Here is a 12,861-nt window from a genome sequence, read left to right as displayed (position 1 = left end):
CCAGAATTGGACCTACGGAGACCAACGACAATGGCAGTGAGCGCAAACCGGCTTGAACTTCTGCAGATCGCAGATGCTGTGGCCCGCGAAAAGGTCATCGACCGCGAGATCGTGCTGGCTGCGATGGCCGACGCCATCCAGAAGGCCGCCCGCTCGCGCTACGGCTCGGAAACCAATATCCGCGCCGACATCAATTCAAAGACCGGCGAAATCCGCCTGCAGCGTCTTCTGGAGGTCGTCGAGCATGCCGAAGACTACGGCACGCAGATCCCGCTGACGCTCGCCCGTGACCGCAATGTCGACGCCAAGATCGGCGACTTCATCGCCGATCCGCTGCCGCCGATGGACTTTGGCCGCATCGCCGCCCAGTCGGCCAAGCAGGTCATCGTGCAGAAGGTGCGCGAAGCCGAGCGTGACCGCCAGTTCGACGAGTTCAAGGATCGCGTCGGCGAAATCGTCAACGGCACCGTCAAGCGCGTCGAATACGGCAACGTAATCGTCGACCTCGGCCGTGGCGAAGGCATCATCCGCCGCGACGAAATGATCCCGCGCGAAAACATGCGCTATGGCGATCGCGTCCGTGCATACGTATATGATGTTCGTCGCGAACAGCGCGGCCCGCAGATCTTCCTGTCGCGTACCCACCCGCAGTTCATGGTGAAGCTGTTCACCATGGAAGTTCCGGAAATCTACGACGGCATCATCCAGATCAAGTCGGTTGCCCGTGACCCGGGTTCGCGCGCCAAGATCGCCGTCATCTCGAACGATTCGTCGATCGATCCGGTCGGCGCCTGCGTCGGTATGCGCGGTTCCCGCGTCCAGGCCGTCGTCGGCGAGCTTCAGGGCGAGAAGATCGACATCATTCCGTGGTCCCAGGACCCGGCATCGTTCATCGTCAACGCCCTGCAACCGGCTGAAGTCGCCAAGGTCGTTCTCGACGAGGATGCGGAACGCATCGAAGTCGTGGTTCCGGACGAGCAGCTGTCGCTGGCCATCGGCCGCCGCGGTCAGAACGTCCGCCTCGCCTCGCAGCTGACCGGCTGGGACATCGACATCATGACGGAAGCCGAAGAGTCGGAACGCCGTCAGAAGGAATTCAACGAGCGCACCAACCTGTTCATGGAAGCGCTCGACGTCGACGAGATGATCGGCCAGGTTCTCGCTTCCGAAGGCTTCGCCCAGGTCGAGGAACTCGCCTATACCGAACTCGACGAAATCTCCTCCATCGAGGGCTTCGACGAGGATACGGCAAACGAGATCCAGACCCGCGCCCGCGAATACCTGGAGCGCATCGAGGCAGAGAACGACGCCAAGCGCATCGAACTCGGCGTCAAGGACGAGCTGAAGCAGATCGACGGCCTGACGGCCCAGATGCTGGTCGCGCTCGGCGAAGAGGGCATCAAGACTGTCGAAGACTTCGCCGGCTGCGCCGCTGACGATCTGGTCGGCTGGTCGGAGCGCAAGGACGGCGAGACCAAGAAGTTCGAGGGCACGTTCTCGAAGTTCGACGTTTCCCGCGTCGAGGCCGAGAACATGATCGTCCAGGCCCGCCTGCTCGCAGGCTGGATCACCGAAGAGGATCTCGCCAAGGAACAGGCCGAGGCCGAGGAGGAGGCAGTCGCCGCCGATCAGGAATGATCTCGGACGGCGACCAGGTGAATGATGCAGATGCCCCGGACGACCACTGGCCGGACGATTTCGTCGTGAACGACCGCACCTGCATCGTCACCCGCGAGGCCACCAGCCCGGATCAACTGATCCGTTTCGTCCGCGGCCCCGACGGGGCCGTGGTGCCGGACCTGAAGCGACAGCTTCCCGGACGCGGCTGCTGGATCCGCGCGGAGCGACAACTGGTCGACCGCGCGGTGAAGAAGCAGCTTTTCGCACGGGCGCTGAAAAGCGATGCAAAGGCGTCAGCCGATCTCGGCGCCCTCGTCGACCGCCTGCTCGTGGCAGATCTTGCCGGCATGATGAACATGGCGCGCAAGGCGGGCCAGTTCGTCTCTGGCGCGATGAAGGTGGACGCCGCAGTCCGCTCGGGAGCCGCCGTCGGCGTCTTCCATGCCTCGGATGCCGCAGCAGACGGGGTGAGAAAGATAGACCAGGCCCGCAAGGCCTGGAAACTCGGCACGGATGCCGGGGAAGACATTCCGGCCTTTTTGCTCCTCACCGGGGCGGAATTGGACGAAGTGATGGGCGAGAATGCTTTTATCCATGCTTGCGCGCTTGCAGGGCAGGCGGGTGAGGGTGTAGTGAAGCGCGCAAACCTACTTGAACAGTACCGCAAGGGCGGTCTGTCCCAGACAAAGGGTGTCGCTGACATGCCGAAACAATGACGCGGTCACCGGCTGTAGCCGGACGCAGATCGATTTGTACGTAGTGAACGACAGGTTCTGATGGCTTCCATCTGTTCCTGTACGAAGGAACAGGAACGGAATGACCGATAATAACGACGACAAGACACTGGGCGTAAAGAAAACCCTCTCCCTGAGACCATCAGGCGTGACCCAGGGTACTGTACGCCAGGACATGGGTCGCGGCCGCAGCAAGGCGGTCGTCGTCGAGACGGTGAAGCGCCGCCCGACCCGACCCCAGGATGAAAAGCCGATAACGCCGATCGCCACGCCCGCAGCTGCCGCACCGGCCGCTCCGCGTCCGGTAGAAGCGGCAGCCCAGCCAGCAGCCGCGCCGCAGCAGCCGCGTCCGCAGGCAGCCGCACCGCAGCCGCGTGTCCACCAGCCTGCGCCGCAGGGCCAGCGCCCCCCGCAGCAGGGCCAGCGCCCTCCGCAGCAGGGTCAACGCCCGCAGCAGGCGCCGCAGAGCCGCCAGCCGCAGCGCCCGAACGTGCTTCACGATCTCTCCGCAGGAGAGATGGAAGCCCGTCGCCGCGCGCTGATGGAGGCCCAGGCGCGTGACGTGATCGAAGCCAAGCAGCGCGCCGAAGACGAAGCACGCCGCCAAGCGGAAGAAGAGCGCCGCAAGATCGAGGAAGCAGCGGAAGCTGCACGTCGCGCCGCGGAACCCGCTCCGGAGCCGGAACCTGAGCCTGTCGTCGCAGAAGCGGCTCCGGCCGTTGCCGATCGGACGACCGACCGTGCTCCGGCTTCCCGCCCGCAGGACGCCCGTCCCCAGCCGACGCGGCCGGGCGCAGGCGCACCCGCGGCAGCACAGCCGGGTGCCGCTCGCGGCCGTCGCGGCGAAGACGACGACGATCGCGGTCCGTCCCGCGCCGGTCCCGGCGCGCCGGGTCGCGGCCGCGTGGCCACCCCCGTTCCGGCCAAGCCTCCGGCACGCCCGAAGGGCGACGAAGGCCGCCGCCAGGGCAAGCTGACGATCACCGCTGCCAGCACGGACGATGACGGCAACGCCCGTGGCCGTTCGATGGCGGCCATGCGCCGCCGGCAGGAAAAGTTCCGCCGCAGCCAGATGCAGGAGACCCGTGAAAAGGTTATCCGCGAAGTCATCCTGCCGGAAACCATCACCATTCAGGAACTGTCGCAGCGCATGTCCGAACGCGCCGTCGACGTCATCAAGTACCTGATGAAGGAAGGCCAGATGATGAAGCCGGGCGACGTCATCGACGCCGACCTCGCAGAACTCATCGCCTCGGAATTCGGCCATACCGTCAAGCGCGTTTCGGAATCCGACGTTGAAGAAGGTATCTTCGACAAGGCCGACGATGCCGGCGAAATGGTATCCCGTCCTCCGGTCGTCACGATCATGGGTCACGTCGACCACGGCAAGACCTCGCTGCTCGACGCCATCCGTCAGGCCAACGTCGTCTCTGGCGAAGCCGGTGGCATCACCCAGCATATCGGTGCCTATCAGGTCGAACAGAACGGCCAGAAGATCACCTTCATCGACACCCCCGGTCACGCCGCCTTCACGGCCATGCGTGCCCGTGGTGCACAGGCGACGGATATCGCGATCCTGGTGGTTGCAGCCGACGACAGCGTGATGCCGCAGACGATCGAATCGATCAACCACGCCAAGGCGGCCGGTGTTCCGATCATCGTGGCGATCAACAAGATCGACAAGCACGAAGCCAAGCCGGACAAGGTCCGTCAGCAGCTTCTGCAGCACGAAGTCTTCGTTGAATCGCTCGGCGGTGAAGTGCTCGACGTCGAAGTTTCGGCCAAGAACAAGACGAACCTCGACAAGCTGCTCGAAGCCGTCCTGCTGCAGGCCGAAATTCTCGACCTGAAGGCCGACCCGACCCGTACCGCCGAAGGTACCGTCATCGAAGCCCAGCTCGACCGTGGCCGCGGTGCGGTTGCGACCGTGCTGGTCCAGAAGGGTACGCTGAAGCCGGGCCAGATCATCGTTGCCGGCGACCAGTGGGGCCGCGTCCGCGCTCTCGTCACCGACAAGGGCGACCACGTCAAGGAAGCCGGTCCGGCTACTCCTGTCGAGGTGCTCGGTCTTTCCGGCACGCCGGCTGCGGGCGATCGCTTTGCCGTCGTCGAGAACGAAGCCCGTGCCCGCGAGATTTCCGAATATCGCCAGCGTCTTGCCCGCGACAAGGCGGTTGCCCGCCAGACCGGCCAGCGCGGTTCGCTCGAACAGATGATGAGCAAGCTGCAGAATACCGGCTACAAGGAATTCCCGCTGGTCATCAAGGGTGACGTGCAGGGTTCGGTCGAGGCGATCATCGCATCTCTCGACAAGCTCGGCACCGACGAGGTGCGTGCCCGTATCGTCCATTCGGGCGCAGGCGCGATCACGGAATCGGACATCTCGCTCGCCGAGGCATCGGATGCTGCCATCATCGGCTTCAACGTCCGTGCCAACGCCCAGGCCCGTACGGTTGCCGAGCGCAACGGCCTCGAAATCCGCTACTACAACATCATCTACGATCTGGTGGATGACGTGAAGGCTGCGATGTCGGGTCTACTTTCGCCGGAACGCCGCGAGACCTTCCTCGGCAATGCCGAGATCCTCGAGGTCTTCAACATCACCAAGGTCGGCAAGGTCGCCGGTTGCCGTGTCGTCGAAGGCAAGGTGGAACGTGGTGCAGGCGTACGCCTGGTTCGCGACAACGTCGTCATCCACGAAGGCAAGCTCAAGACGCTCAAGCGCTTCAAGGACGAAGTTGCCGAAGTGCCGATGGGTCAGGAATGCGGCATGGCCTTCGAGAACTACGAAGACATCCGCGCCGGCGACACGATCGAGTGCTTCCGCGTGGAACACATCACGCGTACGCTTTAAGCATCGCGTCAGGAATGTTACGAAACCGCCGGGCCCAACGCCCGGCGGTTTTCGTTTGAGGAGAGATGCGCATGTCCGTTTCGTTCGACCTGACCGGCAAGACGGCGATCGTGACCGGCGCCAATACCGGGCTTGGCCAGGCAATCGCCGTCGCTCTGGCGGAGGCAGGCGCCAAGGTGGCGCTCGTCGGACGGTCTTCGATGGCCGAAACTGAGGCCCGGATCGGCGCGGCAGGCGGACAAAGCCTCTCGATCTCCGCCGATCTTTCCACGCTCGAACCGATCGAGCGGATCCTCGACGAGACGACCTCCCGGGCCGGCAGTGCCGATATCGTGGTCAACAATGCCGGTATCATCCGCCGTGCGGACGCGCTCGATTTCACCGAGGCGGACTGGGATGCGGTGATGGATATCAACCTGAAGGGCGTGTTCTTCCTTTCCCAGGCATTCGCGCGGCGGCTCGTTGCCGCAGGCCGTCCGGGCAAGATCATCAACATCGCCTCGCTCCTGTCCTTCCAGGGCGGGATCCGCATACCCTCCTACACTGCGTCGAAAAGCGGGCTTGCCGGTCTGACGCGGCTGCTGGCCTGCGAATGGGCGGCCAAGGGCATCAACGTGAATGCCATCGCGCCCGGCTATTTTGCCACCAACAATACCGAGGCGCTGAGGGACGACCCGGACCGAAATGCCGCCATCCTCGCGCGTATTCCCGCCGGCCATTGGGGAAAGCCGGAGGAGATCGGCGGGGCGGCCGTATTTCTCGCCTCGCCCTCGTCAGACTATGTGCACGGAACCGTGCTTCCCGTCGACGGCGGCTGGCTCGCCCGCTAAGCGCGCCTCCCGTCATCAGAACGCCAGCCTGCAAATGGAAATCTCGCCGATATCGCGGCCACTGGCGAAAACGTGAAAACTTGCTACGATTTTGACTCTGATACTCAAGATTTATTAGTTGCCATTTCAACTCATGTTTATTATCGCATAGCAGCAAAGTTTGCTGCCGGCACAAGACCGGCCCACGACTGATCAATAGCGTGCCGAGCTGGTCAAAAAGTGCCTTTCGGCAAATAGTCGGAGTATCGTCTGCCATGTCTGCATCCATCGCCCCTGCCATTGCCGGACACCGCCGCCTCGCGAGCACCGCCAAACAGCTTGGGACGACGGTCGCCGCGCTTGCCATGCTGACTGCTGCAGCATTCGCCCAGACTCCGGAGACGACCACTTCCCAAACGGCTGCGCCGCAGGGCCAGCCGGCCGCGCCGCAGAACCAGTCCGCCGAGCCTCAGCAGCCGGCACCGACCTCACCCGCTTCGCCGACCACAGGCCGGACAGCGCCTGCAGCCACGGCACAGCCTTCGACGCCTGCCCAGCCCTCTACACCGGCAGCACCCGCGACACCTCCGGCAGCGCAGGCTCCGGCCAGCAATGCCGCGCCGGCTGAACCCCAGTCGCCTGCGGCCAGCCAGGCTCCTGCACCGAGCCAGACCGCTCCCGCTGCGCCAGAGGCGGCTGCTCCTGCTGCTCCGCAATCCGGGGCTCCTTCGGCCGTAACGCCATCCACACCTGCCGCGTCCGAAGCCGGCGCTGCGCCGGCCCCGGGCGCATCCGCCCCCACCCCGGCCCCGCAGGAGACCGTGACGGATCTGGCACCGGCGGAAGAAGCCGAAGCGCTGACCATTCCCCACGACCTTTCGCCCTGGGGCATGTTCATGGCCGCGGACTGGGTCGTGAAATCGGTGATGATCGGCCTTGCCATCGCATCGCTCGCCACCTGGACAGTGTGGCTGGTGAAGACGCTGGAGCTTGCCGGCGCCCGCGCCCGTGCCGGCCGCATCATCAGGATCATCCGCAATTCGCGCACGCTTGCAGAAGCCGTCGAGGCTTCGTCCGGCCGCGGCGGCCCGGCCGCCTACATGCTGAGGGCTGCGGCCGAAGAAGTGGAAATGTCTGAAGCCGCGATCGAACATGCCGACGGCGACGGCGTCAAGGAACGCGTCGGATCGTCGCTTTCGCGCATCGAGGCATTTGCCGGCCGGCGCATCGCCCGCGGCACAGGCATTCTTGCGACGATCGGTTCGGTTGCTCCTTTCGTCGGTCTGTTCGGCACGGTCTGGGGCATCATGAACTCGTTCATCGGTATTTCCGAAACGCAGACGACCAACCTTGCCGTCGTTGCACCGGGCATCGCCGAAGCGCTTCTTGCGACCGCGATCGGCCTTGTCGCCGCCATCCCGGCCGTGGTGATCTACAACCTCTTCGCCCGCGCCGTGACCGGTTACCGCCAGCTTCTCGCCGATGCCGCTGCCGGCGTCGAGCGTCTGGTCAGCCGCGACCTCGACTTCCGCAAGATTCCGCCGGGCGGCCGCACCCGTCCCGTCTCGCTCGTTGCCGGAGAGTAAGTCATGGCTGGCGGTATTCGCGAACATCACGGCGAAGAACTTCCCGAAAACCACGAGATCAACGTGACGCCGTTCATCGACGTCATGCTGGTTCTCCTGATCATCTTCATGGTCGCCGCGCCGCTTTCGACGGTGGACGTCAATGTCGACCTGCCGGCCTCCAGCGCCAAGCCTGCCGAACGTCCCGACGAGCCGCTTTACCTGACGGTTCAGGAAGACCTGACGCTCAACCTCGGCAATGACCAGGTGGCGCGCGAGCAGCTGACGGAACGGCTGACCACGCTGACCGGCGGCAACAAGGATACCCGTATCTTCCTGCGCGCCGACAAGGCCGTCGACTACGGCCAGTTCATGGAAGTGATGAACCTGCTGCGCGACGCCGGTTACCTGAAGATCGCGCTGGTCGGGCTCGAGACCCTGCCGGGCGCTGCTGCCCCTGCCCCAGCCGCAGGACAGCCGGCGGCACCTGCCCCGGCGGCGCAACCTGCCCCCGGAGCGGCTCCATGAACCCAGCCGCGCCCTATCGCAGCAAAGCCGGGAAGTTTGGTGAATTCTCGCTGTGGACCGGCGCCAGCGTGTTGGTGCTGAGCGCCCATATCGCGGCCGCGGCACTGCTGATGCAGGAAGAGCCGATCGTCGACGCCGACAGTGCACCGCCGGCAGCGATCATGATCGAGCTCGCGCCCGAGCCCGAAGCCGTCAACACGGAGGCGGACCAGGTCGCTCCCGATATGACGGAAGTCGAAAAGGTCGAGAGCGAAGAGACGCAACCGGTGGAGGAGGCCCAGCCCGAACCAACGCCGGAACCGGTGGAGCCGCCGCCGGAAGTGGCCGAAGAGCCGCCACCGCCGCCGCCCGAACCAGAAATTGCCGAGCCCCTACCCGAACCGCCGCCGGAGCCGATCGAGGAACCGGACCCGATCGAACAGCAGATGACGGCTGCGCTGGAAAACGTGGAAGTGCCGCTGCCGACCGTGCGGCCACCGCCGCCGCCTGAAGTCGCCGAAAAGCCGGAGCCGAAGAAGGAGCCGGTGAAAAAGGTCGAGCGTCGCAAGCAGCAGCAGGCGCAGCAGGAACAAGCGCAGGCCAAGGCGCAGGTGACCCAGTCCAACCGCAATGCGGCGAGCCAGAGTTCGAGCGGCCAGACCTTCTCCGCCAATATCTCACCCGCTCGCTGGATGACCCGCGTCCGCTCGAAAATCGCCCGCAATGCGCGGCGCTGCCCGGGCAATGCGACAGGTGTCGTGACGGTGCGGTTCAGCTTCGACGGCAGCGGCAATATCGGCGCCGTGTCGGTCGCCCGCTCCTCAGGCGATCCCACCATCGACAGCTATGTCACATCTGCCGTCAAGCGCGCGTCTCCGATCCCGGCGCCGCCTGCGGGTGTTGCAAGCTCCCTTAGCCAGCCGGTGAAGTGCGAGTAAGAACCTGGTCTGGCGCATCGGCCCGAAAGCGGATGCGCCACCTTTGAAAGACCGGAGTGTCCTCCCCGTCGAAACGCTCCATTTTTCGTTTTAGCGCGATTCCGGACGCAAAACCGGTTCCCACTTCTGCTGGAAATGCTTTAACACTGCGGGACCGCCCTTCCTCCTGACCCAGCCGGAAACTCCCCGCATGTATATGAGCCTCATCGAAGCCGAGACGCTGGTCCGCAGCGTCTTCGAAGACAATCGCGTCCTGCCCTCGACCGCACTTTCCGTCGCCCGCGCCCTCGTCCAGTCGGAGGCCGCCGGCCAGTCCGGCCACGGCCTGCGCCGCGTGCCGGCCTATGTGAAACAGGTGCGCAGCGGCAAGGTGGACGGCGCGGCCGTACCGCAGCTCTCCCGGCCGAAGCCCGCCGTTCTCGCCATCGATGCCGCCCATGGTTTTGCCTATCCCGCGCTGGATCTCGCGATCGCCGAACTGCCCGCCGTTACCCGCGAGCAGGGCATCGCCTTTGCGGCTATCGGCCGGTCCCACCATGCGGGCGTGATGGCGCTGACCGTCGAGCGCTTTGCCGAACTCGGCCTCGTGGCCATGATGTTTGCCAATGCGCCGGCGGCGATGGCGCCCTGGGGCGGCAAGGTGCCGCTCTACGGCACCAACCCGATCGCCTTTGCCGTGCCTGTTGCCGGTTCCGATCCTCTCGTCATCGACCTCGCGCTCTCCAAGGTGGCGCGCGGCAAGGTGATGGAGGCGACGCAGAAGGGTGTCAGCATTCCCGACGACTGGGCCTTCGACGTGGACGGCAACCCGACGACCGATGCTCACGCTGCGATGAAGGGCACGATGGCGCCTTCCGGCGGCGCCAAGGGGGCTGCACTGGCGCTGATGGTGGAAGTGCTGTCCGCCGGCCTTGCAGGCGCCAATTTTTCCTATCAGGCAAGCTCGCTGTTCGACGCGGACGGCCCGCCGCCGGAGCTCGGCCATTCGATCATCCTCATCGATCCCGATGCGGCCAATGGCGGCGGCACGGCGGAGCGCATGGCAGGGCTTGCCGGCGAAATGGCGAAGCAGGAGGGTGTGCGCCTTCCCGGCCGCCGCGGCCGCAGCCTGCGCGCTCAGGCGCTTACCAACGGCATCGAGATCGAGGACAACGTGATCTCCGCGATCCACAAGCTCAGCGCTTAACCTGCAAGATTTTCCGGCTCAGGCCCTGAGTGCCTGGGCCGGAGACTGCCTGTAGGCGAGAAGAGCCGGTACGGCGGCGAGCACGGCGGCAAAGCCCAGCAGGACCAAAGCGAGGCGCAGATCCTCTCGGGTGAACCCGACCGGCAGGATGACCCCGCTCTTTTCGGTAAATAGCTGCGCGCCGACATGGGCGGCACCGAGGCCGAGCAGGAAGCCGATGCCGACACCGAACGCGACCAGCAGGAACAGCTCAAGCCAGACGATCAGGAAGACCGATCCCCGCGGTGCACCGAAAGCACGCAGGGCGCCGATCTGGCGGCGCCGCTGTCCCACATGGATGACCGTAACCAGAACCAGTGCCGCCGCCACCAGCCCCTGCGAGCCGGCAGCGACGGCGCTCAAGACCATCTTAGCGTCGCCGAGCGTGGCGTAGAGGCCGGTCAGCACCTCGCCCGGAAAGACGGCCAGCGTGCTGCCGGTTCGATATTCCTGGCGCAGGCGATAGGCGTCGGCGATCGTCTTCGGTTTCACCAGGATCGCCGGCAGGCCCGGCGTGTGCTCGCCGAAGCTTTCGACGACAGGTGCATCCGGATCGATGCTGCCGTGATGTTCTTCCTCGACATGGGATGCGGAGGCGGTGCCGAGCGCGAAGGCATGCCGCTGACCCTGGCTTTGCTCGGCAACGGCGACTGTTTCCGGATGATCCGGCTCGCCTTCGACGTGCTGCCCGCCCTCTTCATGGGCGTGATCGTCTTTTCCGTGTTCCTCCGCATCATGCCCGTCTTCGACATGTCCGTGGCCAAGGCCGTGGACATGCCAGACGGCCTGGATCGGCACCAGGATGGCACGATCCCAGGGTGTGCCGGTGGGCTTCAGCCGGCCGACGACCTTGTAGGCAGAATCCGCATGGGTATGTCCGCCGGTCTCGGCAGTGCCATGCATAGGCTTTATGTCGGCGCCGAGAGGCAGCCTGACGGCCGCGCCGAGAACCGCTTCGCCTTCCAGCGCAAACATCTTGCCTTCGATAAAGCCCGAGGTCGTGCTGTCGATGAGACTCGTCGTGGTGCCGACGATCGGATAGCCGGAAAAGCTGTCGCCGAAGCCGACGGGAGCGGCCCAGGCGACGCGTGGATCGGCTGCGAGCTTCGCCAGCACATGACCATCGACCAATGGCAGAGGCGCGGCCTGGAGGAAGACGGATGAGAGGACAAGTTGCGTCTCGCTGCCGGCGGCGCCGACCACGACGTCGAACTTGTCCGCTGCCCGCGCGCTGCCGAGGCGAAGTGCGCGCTCTTGCAGGGTGACGGCGACGCCAAGCGCGGTCGCCAGCGCCACCAGAAGCACGACGACGGCACCGCCGAGCCAGAGCCGGCGGAGATCGGCGAGGATGAAGCCGATCATGCCGCTATCTCCCTTGCATCCGTATCGGCCGCAATGCGGCCTGCCTTCAGCGTCAGGCGGCGGTCGAGCCGTTCCACGAGGCGCTGGTCGTGCGTGGCGAGGATCAAGGTCGAGCCGGCATCGGCCGCGACCGAGAGCAGAAGGTCGCCGACCGCATCCCCACTTTCGAGATCAAGGCTAGCAGTCGGTTCGTCGGCGATGATGACACTGGGACTGCGCAACAGGGCACGGGCAATCGCTACGCGCTGCATCTCGCCGCGCGACATGGTCTCGACATGCTGCTCTGGGCGCTTGAGGCCAACGGTCTCGAGTAGAGTATGGGCGCGCTTGACGAGGTCAGCATTTGCAACACGCGAGAGCCGGGCAGGCAGAAGGATATTATCGAGCGCCGACAGGCCGGGAAACAGATGAAAATCCTGCATGACGAGACCGATATTGGCGGCGCGCCAGCGGTCACGACGACCTTCGGAGAACTGGGCCAGATCCTGCAGGCCCCATAGCACGCGGCCAGTGCGGATGCGCTCCAGGCCGGAGATGATGTTGAGAAATGTACTCTTGCCCGAGCCGGAGCCACCCGTCAGCGCGACATGGCTGCCTGCACTGATCTCGAGACTATCGATGGCGAGGACCGGCGCCGCGAGGCCGGCAAAGGACACGGCTAGGTTTTCGATGTTCAGCGGCAGCATGCTGTCAGACCGTCGCGTATTCGGCCTGGCGGATGCGCAGCAGGCTGACGAAACCGGTATCGGGATCGGTCCAGGAGCCCATTTCCAGCTTGCCGCGCACTTCGATCGTCTGGCTGGGCTGAGTGAAGGTCTGCTTTTTAGAGAGATAGACGACGACGATATTGTCCGGCCAGTCTGCATCCGTGGAACAGAAGGGGCAGATCGACATGGGGATTTCGGTCAAAACGAAGAATGCAGCCTCAGCCTTCAGCGGCGGCGCCATGAAGCCCTTCATGGCGATATCCTTGCCGTTGAGCTGCTTGACCTTGTCGGAGAATTCGAGCCCGAGAACGCTGACCTTGCCGTAGAGCTCGTCGAAGGTGATGTCGCTTTCGGCACGCGCGCGTCCCGCCACGGAAAGCAGGGGCAGACCGGCCATGAGACCCAGCGACAGGCTGAGCATCTGGCGGCGATTGAACGGCACCTCGCGGGGCTTTTCCATCACCATTCTCCTTGCTGGAAGTATCCTGCCATCCTCCCGCAGGAGAGGCGACAACTCAAGTCTTCAAAAAGGCACGGATG

Annotated in this window: 11 protein-coding genes; 8 read left to right on the top strand and 3 right to left on the bottom strand. The window is 64.8% G+C overall.

The genetic code is table 11. From position 1 onward, the window contains the following. Window positions 1–30 precede the first annotated feature (30 nt). The 8 genes from nusA to BM216_RS04130 all read left to right on the top strand — a co-directional run bounded on the left by nusA (window position 31) and on the right by BM216_RS04130 (window position 10,213). Window positions 31–1,638: a transcription termination factor NusA gene (nusA, locus tag BM216_RS04165; protein WP_092995477.1), complete on the top strand. Its 1,608-nt coding sequence runs from the start codon at window positions 31–33 to the stop codon at window positions 1,636–1,638. A 17-nt stretch (window positions 1,639–1,655) separates the two neighbouring features. Continuing rightward, complete coding sequence (locus tag BM216_RS04160) at window positions 1,656–2,336, top strand: RNA-binding protein (RefSeq protein WP_244530074.1); 681 nt, start codon at window positions 1,656–1,658, stop codon at window positions 2,334–2,336. A 100-nt stretch (window positions 2,337–2,436) separates the two neighbouring features. Then, window positions 2,437–5,208, top strand: a complete 2,772-nt coding sequence (gene infB, locus BM216_RS04155) for a translation initiation factor IF-2 (protein ID WP_092995471.1) — start codon at window positions 2,437–2,439, stop codon at window positions 5,206–5,208. A gap of 71 nt (window positions 5,209–5,279) precedes the next feature. Next, window positions 5,280–6,038, top strand: a complete 759-nt coding sequence (kduD, locus tag BM216_RS04150; protein WP_092996898.1) for a 2-dehydro-3-deoxy-D-gluconate 5-dehydrogenase KduD — start codon at window positions 5,280–5,282, stop codon at window positions 6,036–6,038. A gap of 254 nt (window positions 6,039–6,292) precedes the next feature. Next, window positions 6,293–7,603, top strand: a complete 1,311-nt coding sequence (exbB, locus tag BM216_RS04145; protein ID WP_092995468.1) for a tonB-system energizer ExbB — start codon at window positions 6,293–6,295, stop codon at window positions 7,601–7,603. A gap of 3 nt (window positions 7,604–7,606) precedes the next feature. Further along, window positions 7,607–8,110 carry a TonB system transport protein ExbD gene (gene exbD, locus BM216_RS04140; protein ID WP_092995465.1) on the top strand — a complete coding sequence of 168 codons (504 nt, stop codon included), beginning with the start codon at window positions 7,607–7,609 and terminating at the stop codon, window positions 8,108–8,110. Next, entirely contained in the window at window positions 8,107–9,027 is a 921-nt protein-coding gene (locus BM216_RS04135) for an energy transducer TonB family protein (RefSeq protein WP_092995462.1), read from the top strand. The genes exbD and BM216_RS04135 overlap by 4 nt, the downstream gene beginning before the upstream one ends. Before the next feature lie 190 nt (window positions 9,028–9,217). Next, window positions 9,218–10,213 (top strand): Ldh family oxidoreductase, encoded by a 996-nt coding sequence (locus BM216_RS04130; RefSeq protein WP_092995459.1) that lies wholly within the window; start codon window positions 9,218–9,220, stop codon window positions 10,211–10,213. Window positions 10,214–10,231: 18 nt separating this feature from the next. Here the strand turns inward: BM216_RS04130 and BM216_RS04125 are convergent, their stop codons facing one another. The 3 genes from BM216_RS04125 to BM216_RS04115 are packed head-to-tail and all read right to left on the bottom strand — an operon-like array spanning window position 10,232 to window position 12,718. Then, entirely contained in the window at window positions 10,232–11,614 is a 1,383-nt protein-coding gene (locus tag BM216_RS04125; RefSeq protein ID WP_092995456.1) for an ABC transporter permease, read from the bottom strand. Continuing rightward, window positions 11,611–12,300: an ABC transporter ATP-binding protein gene (locus BM216_RS04120; protein ID WP_092995453.1), complete on the bottom strand. Its 690-nt coding sequence runs from the start codon at window positions 12,298–12,300 to the stop codon at window positions 11,611–11,613. The genes BM216_RS04125 and BM216_RS04120 overlap by 4 nt, the downstream gene beginning before the upstream one ends. A 4-nt stretch (window positions 12,301–12,304) precedes the next feature. Continuing rightward, window positions 12,305–12,718, bottom strand: coding sequence for a hypothetical protein (locus tag BM216_RS04115; RefSeq protein WP_244530095.1), 414 nt, complete (start codon window positions 12,716–12,718; stop codon window positions 12,305–12,307). Between the last annotated feature and the right edge of the window lie 143 nt (window positions 12,719–12,861).

The sequence above is a fragment of the Rhizobium sp. NFR07 genome, assembly GCF_900111905.1.
GTDB lineage: Bacteria > Pseudomonadota > Alphaproteobacteria > Rhizobiales > Rhizobiaceae > Neorhizobium.
Note: the sequence above shows the minus strand (reverse complement) of the source record. Positions and strands in the feature narration are given on the sequence as shown.